Origin of the sequence: Bradyrhizobium sp. (assembly GCF_049519115.1) — a bacterium.
In the GTDB taxonomy this organism is placed as follows: domain Bacteria; phylum Pseudomonadota; class Alphaproteobacteria; order Rhizobiales; family Xanthobacteraceae; genus Bradyrhizobium.
Map to the genome: position 1 here is coordinate 53900 of NZ_JBEKRB010000003.1, position 15325 is coordinate 69224.

Here is a 15325-nt window from a genome sequence, read left to right on the forward strand (position 1 = left end):
GGTTAGCAAGTTGCGGATTCCAGTGCCACAAATAAGGCGCCCTCATCGGGCGAGGCCGCGACTAAAACCCGCGCCGCCCCGGCATCGCGGAGGACGGTGGCGATCCCGGCGGAAAAACAGCATTGCGGCAGTGAAAGCGCCGATATTTCAACGCCGGCGGCCCGGACCGCCTCGATGAACGCCCGCGCGCTGCGCCGTGAGTAATGCAGCACGGCTTCGACTTCATGGGCGGCAAAAGCCTCACGGGTTTCCGCCGGCAGGTTCGGCAGCGCCACCATGCGATAAGTGGTCTGGGTGACCACCGTAAAGCCGCGCTCACCGAGTTCGCCCGGCAGGTCGCGGGCCAGGTCAGCGCCGGCCAGATAAAGCAGCGGGCTCGTCTTCTTCAGCGTCTTCGCCTTGACGCTCGCCAGGATGCGCTCGCGCAAACCCGCGGCATCGCTATCGGCGGAGATCACTTTGGCAAACCCGGCCGCGCGCGCTGCCTCAGCGGTATGTTCACCGACCGCAAACAGCGGCAATTTGAGCAAGGGGCTTCCTTGAAGCTTGCTTTCGATCGCGCGCAGCGCGTTGGCGCTGGTGACAATGACCGCGCCATAGGGCGCATCTCGATCGTCGTGGAACGCGACCTGCTCGAACCGCAGCATCGGCGCCAGCAGGACCTCAAAGCCTTTCGCCCGTAGGGCGCTCGCGGTGGTCTCGCCGTCCGGAAGCGGGCGCGTGACAAGGATGGCCATGCAATCGAACTTCCCAGGTCGAACGCTCAATGCTACCGGATAGGGAAACGCCGGATTTCCCGAAAGCGCAAGGCCCCATATTGGCTGACGACATTGGCTAGCGACATCAGAACATTGGTACTGGGGATCGAGACCACCTGCGATGAAACCGCAGCCGCCGTGGTCGAACGATCGAGCGACGGTACGGCCACGATCCTGTCCAACATCGTGCGCTCGCAGATCGAAGAGCACGCGATCTATGGCGGCGTGGTGCCGGAAATCGCGGCGCGCGCCCATGTCGATCTGCTCGACGGCATCGTGGACGCCGCGATGAAGGACGCAGGCGTCGGTTTTGCACAGTTGTCGGCAGTGGCCGCAGCCGCCGGCCCCGGCCTGATCGGCGGGGTGATCGTCGGGCTGACGACGGCGAAAGCAATTGCGATGGTGCATGACACGCCGCTGATTGCGGTGAATCATCTCGAGGCTCATGCTCTGACGCCACGGTTGACCTGTGCGCTGGCGTTTCCCTATTGCCTGTTTCTGGCTTCGGGAGGTCATACCCAAATCGTCGCCGTCATCGGCGTCGGCAACTATGTGCGGCTCGGCACGACGGTCGATGACGCCATTGGCGAAGCCTTCGACAAAGTCGCCAAAATGCTCGGCCTGCCCTATCCCGGCGGACCGGAGGTCGAGCGCGCCGCGCGCGGCGGCGACGCCACACGCTTTGCATTGCCGCGGCCGATGCTGGGGCGCAACGACGCCAATTTCTCATTGTCGGGGCTGAAGACGGCGGTACGCAACGAAGCTGCCCGGCTGACGACGCCCGAGCCGCAGGACATCCGCGATCTCTGCGCGAGCTTTCAGGCCGCCGTGCTGGAATCGACCGCGGACCGCCTGAGTGTCGGGTTGCGGCTGTTCGAGGAGCGATTCGGTCCGCCGCGCGCCTTGGTCGCGGCCGGCGGGGTCGCCGCCAATCAGGCGATCCGTGGCGCCTTGCAGCAGGTCGCGGCGAAGGCCGAGACCACACTCATCATTCCGCCGCCCGCGCTCTGCACTGATAATGGCGCGATGATCGCCTGGGCCGGTGCCGAACGGCTGGCGCTTGGTCTAACCGACACGATGGACACCGCGCCGCGGGCGCGCTGGCTGCTCGACGACAAGGCGCCCTCGCCGACCGGTCACCGCAATTCGCGCGCGGGGTTTTGAGAGCATGATCCGGAAAGTGGGAACCGGTTTTCCTCAAAAGGACATTGTGGGTGAACACTTCCACACCGAACTCCTCTTGAACCTCCCCCTGAAAGGGGGAGGTCGGCGATCTCCGCAGGAGCGAGCCGGGTGGGGGTCAAGGTTGCAAAACAGTTTGCGCGCTCTGCTGACCCCCTCCCCAACCCTCGCCCTTTCAGGGGGTGGGAGTGACTGCGGAGTGATCTCATTCACTGAGGCCCTCCCATGACCTCTTTCAACTCCATCGCCGTCATCGGCGCGGGTGCGTGGGGAACGGCGCTGGCCGGGGTCGCCGCACGCGCCGGGCGCAACGTCATTCTCTGCGCGCGCAGCGCCGAGACGGCCAAAGCGATTGCAGCCGCACGCAGCAATCCGAAACTGCCCGGTATCACGCTGCATGCCGGCATTGAGATAACCGACGATATTGCGCGCGCCGCAGCCGCGGACGCACTTCTGATCGCGACGCCTGCGCAAAATCTGCGCGCGGCGACGACTGCGCTCGCCCCGTATCTAACGGACGGCACGCCGCTGGTCGCCTGCGCCAAGGGCATCGAGCGCGGCACGCATAAATTCATGACCGAGGTGATTGCGGAAGCAGCGCCCAAGGCGCGCGCCGCGATCCTGTCCGGTCCCGGCTTTGCCGATGACGTGGCGCGCGGGCTTCCGACTGCTGTGACGCTCGCGGCGCACGACGAAGAACTTGCGAAAGCGCTCGTTCAGGCATTGGGATCGTCGACGTTCCGGCCCTACCACACGTCAGATGTTCGCGGTGTCGAGATCGGCGGCGCGGCCAAGAACGTGCTCGCGATCGCGGCGGGAATTTCAGTCGGCAAAAAGCTCGGCGCTTCCGCACAGGCCGCGCTGACCACGCGCGGCTTTTCGGAGCTGGCCCGTTTCGGCCGCGCGTTCGGCGCGCGTGCAGAAACGCTGATGGGTCTGTCGGGTCTCGGCGACCTGATCCTGACCTGCTCGACGCCGCAATCGCGCAATTTCGCGCTCGGGCAGGCGCTCGGACGCGGTGAGGCGGCACCAAGCGGCAAACTCGCCGAAGGCGCCTCGACGGCGCCGGTGCTGGTGGAACTGGCGGCGGCACAAGATGTCGATATGCCGGTCTCGAACGCGGTCGCCGATATCCTGCGCGGCGCGACCACGATCGACGATGCGGTCGAAAGCCTGCTGACGCGCCCGTTCAAGGCGGAGGGGTAGTCTCACCCCAACACGAACTTCACCAGATCGGCCATGCCTGAGCCGACGCCATCCGGCACCACGCCGAGTTGTTCGACCGGCGCATTCGATCGGTTGACCCAGAACGTCGGATAGCCGAACCATTTGGCGCCGGCCGCGTCCCAGCCGGCAAAAGCGGCGAACACGATTTGCTCTTTCGGTAGTTTGAACGCATCCGGCCCCATCTGATAGGCGCGCGGATCGGGCTTGAAAGCTTCCACCCTGTCGGTCGACAGATGCGGCTCGAAAAAACCTTCGAGACCGGAATTCTTCACGACCGCATCGAGCATGGTCTCGGTGAGATTGGCGAGGAAGGCCATGCGGATGCCCGCGGTCTTCAACTGCTTCAGCGCCGGCGCCACATCGGGCCACGCCTTGAGCGTGAGCCAGGTCTGCATCAATTCGTCACGCTGATCAGCGGCCAGCTCAATTCCCGATGCCTTGGCCGCGAACACCAGCGATTCCTCGGTGACCTGCCAGAAATCGACATAGTGTCCCCCAAGCGTTCGCAGCCAGGTGTATTCGAACAGCCGCGTGCGCCAGGCTTCGCTCAATGCGGCCCCCTTACCGGGAAAGATTTCCTCGGCTTTGGCGAAAACCGGGCGCGGATCGGTGATCGGAAATCCATCGAAGGCAATCGCCTCGATGGGGCGCTCCGCCGCGAAACTTCGAACGGCTGGCGCCACAAGCGCCGCTGTGGCAAACGCGACAAACTTTCGGCGGTTGATCGGCATCTGGTTTTCCCTCACCTGAACGGGAAGCGACCCTTGACGGCGCTTATAGCTCTGTCGTGGTATTGAACCCGTCACAAGCTCGGGATGATACACCTTCGTCATGGCCGGGCTTGACCCGGCCATCCACGTCTTGCTTTCTTCTGCCGGAGAGACGTGGATGCCCGCGACATCTGGCGCGAAGACGCGCTTCGCGCTTTTGCGCGGGCATGACAGGATGAGAAAGTCACATGCATTACTGGCTGGTGAAATCCGAACCTTCGGTGTGGTCGTGGGATCAGCAGGTCGCCAAAGGCGCCAAGGGCGAGGCCTGGACCGGCGTTCGCAATTTCACCGCGCGGCAGAACCTCGTGAACATGAAGAAGGGCGACAGAGCGTTCTTCTATCATTCCAACGATGGCAAGGAGATCGTCGGCATCGCGGAAGTTATCAAGGAAGCCTACCCCGATCCCACCGACAAGACCGGCAAATTCGTGTGCGTCGATATCAAGGCCGACAAACCCCTGAAGACGCCGGTAACGATGGCCGCGATCAAGGCCGACAAGAAACTCGCCGACATGGCACTGGTGAAATACTCACGACTGTCGGTGCAGCCGGTGACATCTGAGGAATGGAAGTACGTCTGCAAGATGGGCGGGGTGTAGGCGTCAGGCTGTCATTGTGAGCACAGGCGAAGTGACCAAGCGCAGTCGTCATCACCGGGCTTGCCCCGGTGATCCACGTCTTGCTTAATCTTTTGCGGCACAAAGACGTGGATGGCCGGGTCAAGCTCGGCCATGACGACCATTTGATATTTGCATCCGCAACCACTCCGATTGCCCGTCGTGCCAATGTGTCGCAGCTGCTTTCGCTTGTGACGTCGGGCAAATCACCGGCACTTGTTCGCGCGTCTCGCCTCGATAAGAGGGACGTTTCGCGATCGTCACAAAACGTTGGGCGCGGGATGCGGTGGACGCTTGTCACGCACAAGACGAATGCGCGGACAAGCGGACGGCGAAGTCGTGTGGGCCTGATATCCCGACGCTGATGTCAAGTTTCGTGACGATGCTAACGCATCGCACTAGATGACGGAGACAAGAAAGCCCGGTCTCCGGGGCGAGCACGAAGGAAACCGTTAAAACCATTCGCGCGTGGAATGCCGGAACGTTTTCGGCGAACCTGCGGCGACTACCTGCGTGTTTTCTTTTCACGCAAGCTGTGGGTGCGAGCGATGCGCCCGGCATTCCCTGCGCCCTCTGATAAGGGGGACAACGCCTTTCAATGACTCGGAAGCCTATTCGCTTCGCGGGAAGGTCTTCGCGCGAAACGTCATGCCCCGCGAAGGCGGGGCATCCAGCATTCCAGAGGCCTCTCCGCAAACCACGACGTCTCTGGAATACTGGGTCGTCCGGTCAAGCCGGACGACGACGACCGGCAGAGCCGCGGCAAGACAACCCTCACCCGATCCAGCCGAGCAGCTCGAACCAGAGATAATAGAGCGGCGCGAGCAGGACGAACGACGCAAGGCCGATGACGAGGCAACTCACGAGCATCACGCGCGTCGGTACCCGGGCAAAGCCGGCGGCTACCACCAGCGGCGCGGCCTGATACGGCAACAGCGGCGTCGCATAGGCGAACACCTGCAACATCAAGACGGTCGGAAGCTTGAGACCGGCATGATCGGCGAGCGATTGCGCGAGCGGCGTGAACACCGCCGGCAAGCCATTCGCCGTTACCGCGAAATTGAGCAGGCTGCCGAGCCCGAGCATCGAGGCGAAAGCCGCTGCCGGATGCGCGGGATCAAGCGGCAACAACGGAATCAGCTTGTTACCAATCGCATCGCCGAGGCCGGACCAAGCGACGACAGCGGCGAGCCCGAGAATTCCCGCAAGATAGATGCAGGTGCGGAAATTGACGCTGGTTTCAAATTCATTGCTGGTGAGAAAGCCGATGCGCGGCATCAAGCAGAGGCATGCCGCGACAAGACCGACCCATGCCGGCCGGATGCCGTGCCAGGCATCCGTCATCCAGAGCAGAAGCGTGACCAGCAGAATCACGGCAAGGCGCAACTCCGCCGCACTCCAGGGCGGCGATGACGCGTCGGCTTCGATGCGTTGCGGCGAGGCCGGAAACATCCGCCACAGAAACACGGTAATGAGGATACCCTTCAACACGCCCACGACCGGCGCCTGCAGCAACAGATACGGCATGTAGTTGAACTGGATGCCATAGGCGTGCTCGGCCGCACCGGTCATGATCAGGTTCGGCACGTTCGAGGGCAGGATGGACGCCGACAATTCATAGGTGCCGAACCCGACCGCGAGCGCCAGCGCGTAACGGCCCGGCGACCCCTCGGCAAAGCCGGCGCGGTCGGCTAGCGCCATCACGATCGGCATCAGCAACGCGATGCGGCTCATGTTCGACGGCATGACAAAAGCGAGCGCGTAGGTCAGCACCACGATGCCGGCCACCATCGTCAACCACGATCCCGTCAGCGAACCTGCGAGCTTTCGCGCAACGCGATCGGCCAATCCGACTTTGCGAACGGCGGCGCCCAGCACGAAGCCGCCGAGCACCAGCCAAAAGGCTTCGGACTGAAATCCGGAGAACACTACGTCTGCCGGCGCCGCGCGAAACAGCGTGACGGCGGCAAAGAACAGCAGCGCCGTGAGATATTCCGGCAAGGCGCTGGTCGCCCACAGCAGGATGGCGATGGCGGCAAACCAGCCCGGATGAATGGACCAAGCGGTCGCGGAGTCGGTCATGAGATGCGATCAGTCCGGATGAAACGCGGCACGCCAGCTTCGGTATCACCTGATTTGCGGGGGAAGCAAATCGGTATTGGATATGCGCACAATGCAAATTTGTAATGGGATCGATGTTCACGTCGTCCCTGCGCACGCAGGCACCCATAACCACCGATGTATGTTGAACGCAAAAGCGTCGAACAGCTCGCCAAAGAACTGAAGTCTCGGCGTATGGGTCCCCGCTTTCGCGGGGACGACAAGAGGAAGACTTACGCCGCGGCCGCCAGCACCACTTGCGCCAGCAGCTGCTCACGCTTCTTCTGGGTGCGATAGCCCTTCATGGTCGCGGCAAAGCGCTCGAGGATGCCGTCTTCGAACGCCGTGACGATGGTGTCGTGCACGTAGCTCTTGCGGCAGATCGCCGGCGTATTGGAAAGCTGATCGGCGGCGGCGCGGATCGCGTCCAGAACCTGGCGCTTGCGGCCGCGCTCGCTCGTCGCCGGAGAAATCCGCGACAGCGATTCCAGCACCACGGCCGATGCCATCAGGGTGCGGAAATCCTTCAGCGAAATCTTGATGCCGGCGATCTCGCGCAAAAACGTGTTCACGGTCGCAGTGGAAACGGTGCGCGCGATGCCAGAAGCATCGCGGTACTGGAACAGCCGCTTGCCCGGCAACTGGCGCAGGATCGGAATCGCGCGCACGAGCTTGGCCGCGTCGCATTCCTTGCGCACGGCCTTGCCGCCCTTGGCCTTGAAAGCGAGCACCAGGTTATCGCCGTCCAGCGTCACGTTGGACTTGAGCAGCGTGGTGGCACCACGGGTGCCGTTCATGCGCGCATAGGATTCATTGCCCGGCCGGATCGCGGTGCGCGCGATCAGTTCGATCACGGCAGAGAGCGCGAATTCACGGGTGGGCTCGTCGCCTGCCAGATGCATCGAGACGTGGCGGCGGATTTTCGGCAAGGCGCCGACGAGCTTGGCCAAACGATGTGCCTTGCGGTGCTCGCGGACCTTTTCCCAATCGGCATGATAGCGGTATTGCAGCCGGCCGGCGGCATCGCGCCCCACCGCCTGCAAATGCGAATTCGGATCCGGCGAGTAGCGCACTTCGGCATAGGCCGGCGGCACCGCCATCTTGTGCAGACGGCGGATGGTCCTGGCATCGCGGATATGCGAGCCGTTGGCGCGAATGAAGGAGTAGTTCTTGCCGCGCTTGATCCGGCGGATCGTGAGCTGGTTCTGCTCGCCGAGCGTCAGACCCATTTCCTTGGCCAATACCTCGACCGAGGGCGCGGTTGCCGGCGCGGTTTTGCCGGTCAGGGACGGCTGCGGCTTCTCACCCGCCTTGGGCCATTGCCCCAAGGCCTTGGCCAAAGCCACGGCTGGATCGGCCACGCCTTTCGGCGTCTCCACAAAATTTTGCTGATCCATCATGGCTTTAGATGCCTGCTCCAACGCTTACCCTGCTAATGCCGCTTGATTCTGTTTGTTCCGGCATGGGTCCCTATGTCCCCAATGCGGCCATTTAGGGGGGATTGGCCGGACACGCCAGCCCCACTCTTGGCGCGAAAGGTTTCCAATTACCTTCCGGGGGCGCAATGCTGCCCTGCCGAGCGGTCCCGAAGAGGCCGGGACGGCCCTTGATGGCCTCTGGCGACCACGACGAAGACCCGGTAGCCGGATTGATCCAGCGCAACACAAGAGGCCTCGCCGAAGGTCGTAGTTGTTGCGCTTGTCGGCACTATCGGCGCGAGCGCATAATCGACTTAAACAATCAAGACGCCGGCTCTGCGCGTAAGCGGGCCGCAATCGGGTGGAGGGATCACGATGTCCGAGAAAATTTACGACGTACCGGCCAACTGGGCCAAACGCGCCTGGGTCGACGACGCGAAATATAGCGACATGTATGCGCGTTCGGTCAAGGATCCCAACGGCTTCTGGAGCGAACAGGCCAAGCGCGTCGGCTGGATCAAGCCCTTCACCAAGGTCGAGAACACCTCGTTTGAGCCCGGCAAGATCTCGATCAAGTGGTTCGAGGACGGCGTGCTCAACGTGGCCTGGAACTGCATCGACCGGCATCTGGAGAAGCGCGCCAACCAGACCGCGATCATCTGGGAAGGCGACGACCCCTCCGAGTCCAAGCACATCACCTACCAGCAGCTCCACGACGAGGTCTGCAGGTTCGCCAACATCCTGCGCACCCGCAATGTGAAGAAGGGCGACCGCATCACCATCTACCTGCCGATGATCCCGGAAGCGGCTTACGCGATGCTCGCCTGCGCGCGGATCGGGGCCATCCACTCGGTGGTGTTTGCGGGCTTCTCGCCCGACAGCCTCGCGCAACGCATCAACGACTGCCAGTCCAAGGTCGTGATCACGGCCGATGAGGGCCTGCGCGGCGGCAAGAAGGTCGCGCTGAAAGCCAATGTCGATGCCGCGCTTGCCAAGGCCACCGGCGTCGACTGGGTCGTCGTGGTCAAGCGTACCGGCGCCAAGGTCAACATGAACCTCTCGCGTGACTTCTGGTATCACGAGGCGGCCGAGATGGTGACGACGGAGTGCCCGGTCGAGCACATGCACGCGGAAGATCCGCTGTTCATTCTCTATACGTCGGGCTCGACCGGCCAGCCCAAGGGCGTGCTGCACAGCTCCGCCGGCTACCTCGTCTTCGCCGCGATGACGCACCAATACGTATTCGATTATCACGACGGCGACATCTATTGGTGCACCGCCGATGTCGGCTGGGTCACCGGTCACAGCTATATTCTCTATGGGCCGCTGGCGAACGGCGCGACCACGCTGATGTTCGAAGGTGTGCCTAATTACCCCGATAATTCCAGGTTTTGGAACGTCATCGACAAACACAAGGTCAATATTTTCTACACCGCGCCGACCGCGATCCGCGCGCTGATGCAGGCCGGCGATGCGCCGGTGACCAAGACCTCGCGCGCCTCGTTGCGGCTGCTCGGCTCAGTGGGCGAGCCGATCAACCCGGAGGCGTGGGAGTGGTATCACCGCGTGGTAGGCGACAACCGCTGTCCGATCGTCGATACTTGGTGGCAGACCGAAACCGGCGGCATCCTGATCACGCCGTTGCCCGGCGCGACCAAACTCAAGCCCGGCTCCGCGACGCGGCCGTTCTTCGGCGTGGTGCCGCAGATCGTCGATGCCGACGGCAAGGTGCTGGACGGCGAATGCACCGGCAATCTCTGCATCGCCAAATCATGGCCGGGCCAGATGCGCACCGTCTATGGCGATCACGCCCGCTTCGAGCAGACTTATTTCTCGACCTATAAGGGCAAATATTTCACCGGCGACGGCTGCCGGCGGGACGCCGACGGCTATTACTGGATCACCGGCCGGGTCGACGACGTCATCAACGTTTCCGGCCACCGCATGGGAACGGCCGAAGTCGAAAGCTCGCTGGTCGCTCACGCCAAGGTGTCGGAAGCCGCCGTGGTCGGCTATCCGCACGACATCAAGGGCCAGGGCATCTACGCCTATGTCACGTTGATGTCGGGCACCGAACCGAGCGACGAGTTGCGCAAGGAACTGGTGGCGTGGGTGCGCAAGGATATCGGCCCGATCGCTTCGCCCGATCAGATCCAGTTTGCACCGGGCCTGCCGAAGACCCGCTCCGGCAAGATCATGCGGCGTATCCTGCGCAAGATCGCCGAAGATGAGCCGGGAAGCCTGGGCGACACCTCGACGCTGGCCGATCCCGCTGTCGTCGACGATCTGGTCAAGCATCGCCAGAACCGGAAGGACCAGCCGGCGTAAGCGGGCTAAGTCCCACCGGCTCTGCTCGGCTCGCAAACGTTCGCGGCGCGGTCGGCCTGGACCGATGGGTAGACTCAACCTCATCGTCGCTGCGAAGCGCAACGCTGTCGGCCACCGCATTTCGTGGCGATACGAGAGGCGAGCGAGCGTTTTTCGTGCTCCAAACATCGATCGCAAACGCGATCTCTCACGTCATTGTCATCCGCGGACTCACGATCGCGGATGTTTCCCCGGGGAGTGTGGTTTTCACGTCATTTACTTTGTTTCGAACATTTTCTTACTTGCTCGCTGAAAAGTCCGCTCCGCCCCGCGCGTGTAAAACGGCCGGTAAAGGGACGCGGTTAATATTTGATGGGATCCAGCCGGTTATATCGGGGCTGGCCGGATTTGACCGCCGGACGAGGCGATCTAAGGACGTATTGGAGAGATCAATGTCTTTGAGGATGGCGGTGGCGGCGGCCACCATCGGCGCAGGGCTTCTGGCAGCCAATACCGCTCAGGCCCGTCCCGAGATGGTCGGGGTGCGCGGCGAATATTCGCCGGGAACGATCGTGGTGAAAACCAACGAGCGCCGCCTTTATCTCATACTCGATGACGGCCACGCGGTGCGTTACCCGGTCGGCGTCGGCAAATCCGGCAAGCAGTGGGCCGGCACCACGCGGATCAGCGGCAAGTACCGTAATCCGGCCTGGTCGCCTCCGGCCGAAGTCAAGCGCGACAAGCCGCAACTGCCGGACGTCATTCCGGGCGGCTCGCCTCACAATCCGATGGGCGTTGCCGCCATGACGCTGGCGGGCGGCGAGTATGCCATCCACGGAACCAACGTGCCGGGGTCGGTCGGCGGTTTCGTATCCTATGGCTGCATCCGGATGCTCAACCCCGACATCACCGACCTGTATGAGCGGGTTTCCATCGGCACCACCGTGGTAGTAACTCGCTGATCGCGAACTTCGCGGCACACACGCTTCGGAACTTAGAAGTCCGAGGCGATGCCTTTGTTCTCCCAATCGCCATATCGGGTCGGCTCGGGTCCCTTCGGGCCCTGAAGCTCTTTCGGCCGCGACTGTGCCTCGGCGGCAGCCGCCTTCCGCCGCGCTTCGGCTTCCGCGAGCGCGCGTTGCGCCGCGGGCGAGAGCGGCTTGCGTTCGGTTACGGAAGTCACCAACTCAGGCTGTGATGGGTCGTCCGTCATCCTACTGCTCGCGTCGAAGAGAAGTCACACGCGCGATTCTTACATTTGGCATATTCTGATGCCAAATCGATTCTTGCCGCTGGTGGTCCGATTCCAGCATTCGCATATCCACTAACATGAGCTGAAATGCGAATTGCTGCGCCAGATTACAAGATGTGCCCGTGTGGCGGTTGAAAAGTCCGCATCAGTGATTCCGCGAGTTCGTCATGCGGACTTTTGAACCAAAGCCACACGAGATTGATAATTGACCAGTGTCCTATCGATTCCGAAGTTCGTAAACGAGGGGCCGCGCTATGATACGAACTTCGGAATCGGGACACTAGCTCCATGCCTCCGCAAAGATTCGCTTTGCCAACTGAAGTGCCGGGCCTCGCGGCGCGGCGAATCGCGGCCGATATTCTCGACGGCGTCCTGCACAAGCGTCGCACGCTCGACGAACAACTCGATGGCGCTTCCGCCCATCCCGGACTGAAAAGCCTCTCCGATCGTGACCGCGCCCTGATGCGCCGGCTGGTCGCAACGATTTTGCGGCGGTTAGGCACTTTGGGCCATGTTCTTTCGCGGCTGCTTGATCGCGGGGTTCCAACCGACGCTCCCCGCGCGCAAAGCGCGCTGCTGATCGGAGCCGCGCAAATTCTCTGGATGGATGTGCCCGATCACGCGGCGGTCGACCTGTCGGTACGGCTGGTGCAATCGGATCGGCGCGCGGCGAAATATGCCGGTCTCGTCAATGCCGTGCTCCGTCGATGCGCGCGCGAAGGGCAGCCGCTGATCGACGAAGTCAAATCGAAAAATCTCGACATCGCGCCATGGCTGTTCGAGCGCTGGTCCGCCCACTACGGCGCGGACACGGCAAGCGAGATCGCCCATGCGATCGGACAGGACCCCTCGCTCGACATCACCGTGAAGTCCGATGCGGAACAATGGGCCACGCGGTTGCATGGCGAGACACTGCCGACCGGCTCTGTCCGCACGCTGTTGCAGGGCTCGGTAACGATGTTGCCTGGTTTTACGGATGGTCAATGGTGGGTGCAGGATGCCGCCGCCGCGCTCCCGGCACGCCTGTTCGGAGATGTCGCCGGCAAGACCATCGTCGACCTCTGCGCGGCGCCCGGGGGCAAGACCGCACAGCTCGTCCATGCCGGGGCACGCGTGACGGCGGTCGATCGATCGCCCGCCCGTATGGCGCGGTTGCGCGATAACCTCACGCGGTTATCGCTGCAGGCAGAATTCGTCGTGGCTGATGGCGCCGAGTGGCTCGGCCAGAATCATGGCGAAGGTTTCGACGGGATCCTGATCGATGCGCCTTGCACCTCCACCGGAACGATCCGGCGCCATCCCGATATCGGCTGGCTGCGACAGGAATCCGACATCGCGCCGCTCGCAGCGACGCAAAAACGGCTATTGCAACGGGCCGTCGCAGCGCTGAAGCCCGGCGGAATGCTCGTCTATTGCACCTGTTCGCTGGAGCCGGAAGAGGGCGAGCAGGCGATAGCGGAGCTCTTGAAGTCCGAAACCGCGGTCCAGCGCCTGCCGATCGAATCGAGCGAGGTGGCGGGCTTGAGCGAAATCCTGACCTCGGACGGGGATTTGCGCACCCTGCCCTGTCACCTGCCCCATCAGGACCCGCGGCTTGCCGGACTTGACGGTTTTTATGCCGCCCGGCTGGTGCGGCAGAAATGACCGCCGACATCGGCTAAATCCTGATTTTACACCGCTTTTCGCTCTTACTGGGCTGATTCGCACCGTTTCAAGGTGGTGTCTTGGCGACGTTTCGGGATTAAAAGGATTCGGAAAGAATCGTCCCAACCAAGGCAGGGCGTGTCGGTCGCTCAACGCAGACGTATCTCGACGCTGATCCTGGGCCGCGTTGCGCGCAACATGTTGGGGCGGGCAAGCAGCGGCTCGGTTGCATTGTCGTCGCTGTGGCCCGGCCGTACCGACCGCCTCATCATCGCCCCACACGATCTGCGCACGGCAGATGCCACCCGCGCGGCCGAGATCTATGCTGGCCGGTTCGTCTTTGCCGGCAAGATCGTCACCTGCCACGGCCGCTCGATCTTCGAACTCGAGCCGCCGTCCGACGACTGGGAGGTCGCCCTTCTTGGCTTCGGGTGGCTTCGGCATCTGCGCGCCGCCGATACGGCCCTGACCCGCGCCAATGCGCGCGCACTGGTCGACGACTGGCTTTCAAATCCGAACTACCGACGGCCTTTGGCACGCCGCGCCGACGTGCTGGCACGCCGCGTCATCTCGCTATTGTCCCAGGCCCCGCTGGTGCTGGGCGATACCGACGGCAAGTTCTACCGGCGGTATCTGCGCGGGCTGTCCCGCGAAATCCGCTACCTGCGTTCCGCGATGATCGATATTGCCGACGGCGTGCCGCGAATCCAGGTGCTGATCGCGCTTTGCTACGCCTCGCTTTGTCTCGCCAACCAGGCGCATCATATTCGCACCGCCGCGCGAAGGCTTTCGGAGGAGCTGCAACGCCAGATCCTGCCCGATGGCGGCCATATCTCGCGTAACCCAGGCGCGCTGATCGAGCTTCTGACCGACCTGTTGCCGCTGCGTCAGACATTCGCCGCCCGCAATATCGCGCCGCCACCGGCCTTGCTGAACGCCATCGACCGCATGATGCCGATGCTGCGCTTCTTCCGGCATGGCGACGGCAACTTCGCGCTGTTCAATGGTATGAGCGGAACATCTTCCGACGTGCTCGCAACCTTGCTTGCCTATGATGACACCCACGGCACGCCGATGGCCAACATGCCGCATTCCGGCTTTCAACGGCTTGATGCCGGCAGTACCGCTGTCATCATCGACGCCGGCCCGTCGCCGCCGCCGAGCGTCAGCCACGACGCCCATGCCGGCTGCCTCTCATTTGAACTGTCGTCGGGAACCAGCCGGATCGTCATCAACTGCGGCATGCCGTCGACCGGCCGCGACAATTGGCGCAGCTTTGCCCGCGGCACGTCCGCGCATTCGACGCTGACCTATCACGAAACTTCTTCGTGCCAGTTCGTGGAGTTTTCCGCGGTGAAGCGGCTTCTGCAAGGTGCGCCCGTCGTCAGCGGGCCGACCGCGGTCGAAAGCTACCGCGAAGCCGTCGCCAACGGCATGCTGCTGACGACGTCGCATGACGGTTATCTCGACCGGTTCGGCGTGACCCATCGCCGGGTGCTGATGCTTTCACCTGATGGAACGCGGCTTGACGGCGAGGACACGGTGGCGCTGGCGCCCGACGGACGGAGCAAGGGCCGCGAGACCGACTATGTGCTGCGGTTTCACCTGCACCCTGCGGTGAAGGCGAGTCGCCTCAGCGACGCCAGAGGCGTCATGCTGGTCTTGCCCAACCGCGACGTCTGGACCTTCGAGGCGCTCGACGACAAGGTCGAACTTGAGGACAGCGTATTTCTGGCCGGCAATGATGGCCCGCGCCGCACCTCCCAGATTGTCATCCGCCAGGACTCACACCACGCGCCCTCGGTCCGCTGGAGTTTTGTGCGCTCGACGTCTTCGCCGGCGGCAACGGCCGCAAGGCGTAACACCCGCCGCGAGCCGGAACTGCCGCTGTAATTAATAAAATGCGACACAGCGGATAGACCGAACCTTGCCGTTGTGAACATCGGCAAAAACTGCTACCCACCCGTTGCTCGCGCGACTGGCGACTTTGGATGGAGCACCATCGGGAAGCGCGAGAGTAACAGCCGCGCGCCTGGGCAAAAGCACC

12 protein-coding genes and 1 riboswitch are annotated in these 15325 nt (G+C 62.9%); of the genes, 7 read left to right on the plus strand and 5 right to left on the minus strand.

Annotated features, from left to right (window positions below; all coding sequences use genetic code 11):
* Positions 1 to 2: 2 nt before the first annotated feature.
* Positions 3 to 737: a uroporphyrinogen-III synthase gene (locus ABSE61_RS03655; protein WP_423869709.1), complete on the minus strand. Its 735-nt coding sequence runs from the start codon at positions 735 to 737 to the stop codon at positions 3 to 5.
* Between the two features lie 93 nt (positions 738 to 830).
* Between ABSE61_RS03655 and tsaD the strand changes: the two genes are divergently transcribed.
* Together tsaD and ABSE61_RS03665 are read left to right on the plus strand one after the other, a co-directional pair.
* The gene (gene tsaD / locus ABSE61_RS03660) at positions 831 to 1922 is read left to right on the plus strand and encodes a tRNA (adenosine(37)-N6)-threonylcarbamoyltransferase complex transferase subunit TsaD (RefSeq protein WP_423869710.1); all 1092 of its coding nucleotides are present in this window, start codon (positions 831 to 833) and stop codon (positions 1920 to 1922) included.
* Between the two features lie 243 nt (positions 1923 to 2165).
* Positions 2166 to 3146: an NAD(P)H-dependent glycerol-3-phosphate dehydrogenase gene (locus tag ABSE61_RS03665; protein WP_423869711.1), complete on the plus strand. Its 981-nt coding sequence runs from the start codon at positions 2166 to 2168 to the stop codon at positions 3144 to 3146.
* 2 nt (positions 3147 to 3148) lie between these two features.
* Here ABSE61_RS03665 and ABSE61_RS03670 read toward each other — a convergent pair whose 3' ends face one another.
* On the minus strand, positions 3149 to 3898 hold the full coding sequence (locus ABSE61_RS03670; protein WP_423869712.1) for a haloacid dehalogenase type II: 750 nt from the start codon (positions 3896 to 3898) through the stop codon (positions 3149 to 3151).
* A 227-nt stretch (positions 3899 to 4125) separates the two neighbouring features.
* Between ABSE61_RS03670 and ABSE61_RS03675 the strand changes: the two genes are divergently transcribed.
* A complete protein-coding gene (locus ABSE61_RS03675) occupies positions 4126 to 4539 on the plus strand; it encodes an EVE domain-containing protein (protein ID WP_423869713.1) in 414 nt (137 codons plus the stop codon).
* Positions 4540 to 5331: 792 nt separating this feature from the next.
* On the opposite strand, the gene ABSE61_RS03680 is transcribed toward ABSE61_RS03675, so the two are convergent.
* Positions 5332 to 6639: an SLC13 family permease gene (locus ABSE61_RS03680; protein ID WP_423869714.1), complete on the minus strand. Its 1308-nt coding sequence runs from the start codon at positions 6637 to 6639 to the stop codon at positions 5332 to 5334.
* A gap of 251 nt (positions 6640 to 6890) precedes the next feature.
* Entirely contained in the window at positions 6891 to 8057 is a 1167-nt protein-coding gene (locus ABSE61_RS03685) for a DNA topoisomerase IB (RefSeq protein WP_423869715.1), read from the minus strand.
* Between the two features lie 393 nt (positions 8058 to 8450).
* Between ABSE61_RS03685 and acs the strand changes: the two genes are divergently transcribed.
* Together acs and ABSE61_RS03695 are read left to right on the plus strand one after the other, a co-directional pair.
* Positions 8451 to 10403 (plus strand): acetate--CoA ligase, encoded by a 1953-nt coding sequence (acs, locus tag ABSE61_RS03690; RefSeq protein WP_423869716.1) that lies wholly within the window; start codon positions 8451 to 8453, stop codon positions 10401 to 10403.
* Between the two features lie 431 nt (positions 10404 to 10834).
* Positions 10835 to 11344, plus strand: coding sequence for a L,D-transpeptidase (locus tag ABSE61_RS03695; protein WP_423869717.1), 510 nt, complete (start codon positions 10835 to 10837; stop codon positions 11342 to 11344).
* A 32-nt stretch (positions 11345 to 11376) separates the two neighbouring features.
* Here ABSE61_RS03695 and ABSE61_RS03700 read toward each other — a convergent pair whose 3' ends face one another.
* Positions 11377 to 11595 carry a DUF1674 domain-containing protein gene (locus ABSE61_RS03700; RefSeq protein ID WP_423869718.1) on the minus strand — a complete coding sequence of 73 codons (219 nt, stop codon included), beginning with the start codon at positions 11593 to 11595 and terminating at the stop codon, positions 11377 to 11379.
* Positions 11596 to 11922: 327 nt separating this feature from the next.
* Between ABSE61_RS03700 and ABSE61_RS03705 the strand changes: the two genes are divergently transcribed.
* Together ABSE61_RS03705 and ABSE61_RS03710 are read left to right on the plus strand one after the other, a co-directional pair.
* Positions 11923 to 13278 carry an RsmB/NOP family class I SAM-dependent RNA methyltransferase gene (locus tag ABSE61_RS03705; RefSeq protein WP_423869719.1) on the plus strand — a complete coding sequence of 452 codons (1356 nt, stop codon included), beginning with the start codon at positions 11923 to 11925 and terminating at the stop codon, positions 13276 to 13278.
* A gap of 198 nt (positions 13279 to 13476) precedes the next feature.
* The gene (locus ABSE61_RS03710; RefSeq protein ID WP_423869968.1) at positions 13477 to 15171 is read left to right on the plus strand and encodes a heparinase II/III family protein; all 1695 of its coding nucleotides are present in this window, start codon (positions 13477 to 13479) and stop codon (positions 15169 to 15171) included.
* A gap of 71 nt (positions 15172 to 15242) precedes the next feature.
* A riboswitch (ZMP/ZTP riboswitch) is annotated at positions 15243 to 15323 on the plus strand.
* Positions 15324 to 15325 lie beyond the last annotated feature (2 nt).

Coding starts and splice junctions, on each gene's coding strand:
- ABSE61_RS03655 (WP_423869709.1), bottom strand. CDS start 737: ATGGCCATCCTTGTCACGCGCCCGCTTCCGGACGGCGAGACCACCGCG.
- ABSE61_RS03665 (WP_423869711.1), top strand. CDS start 2,166: ATGACCTCTTTCAACTCCATCGCCGTCATCGGCGCGGGTGCGTGGGGA.
- ABSE61_RS03670 (WP_423869712.1), bottom strand. CDS start 3,898: ATGCCGATCAACCGCCGAAAGTTTGTCGCGTTTGCCACAGCGGCGCTT.
- ABSE61_RS03675 (WP_423869713.1), top strand. CDS start 4,126: ATGCATTACTGGCTGGTGAAATCCGAACCTTCGGTGTGGTCGTGGGAT.
- ABSE61_RS03680 (WP_423869714.1), bottom strand. CDS start 6,639: ATGACCGACTCCGCGACCGCTTGGTCCATTCATCCGGGCTGGTTTGCC.
- ABSE61_RS03685 (WP_423869715.1), bottom strand. CDS start 8,057: ATGATGGATCAGCAAAATTTTGTGGAGACGCCGAAAGGCGTGGCCGAT.
- acs (WP_423869716.1), top strand. CDS start 8,451: ATGTCCGAGAAAATTTACGACGTACCGGCCAACTGGGCCAAACGCGCC.
- ABSE61_RS03695 (WP_423869717.1), top strand. CDS start 10,835: ATGTCTTTGAGGATGGCGGTGGCGGCGGCCACCATCGGCGCAGGGCTT.
- ABSE61_RS03700 (WP_423869718.1), bottom strand. CDS start 11,595: ATGACGGACGACCCATCACAGCCTGAGTTGGTGACTTCCGTAACCGAA.
- ABSE61_RS03705 (WP_423869719.1), top strand. CDS start 11,923: ATGCCTCCGCAAAGATTCGCTTTGCCAACTGAAGTGCCGGGCCTCGCG.
- ABSE61_RS03710 (WP_423869968.1), top strand. CDS start 13,477: ATGTTGGGGCGGGCAAGCAGCGGCTCGGTTGCATTGTCGTCGCTGTGG.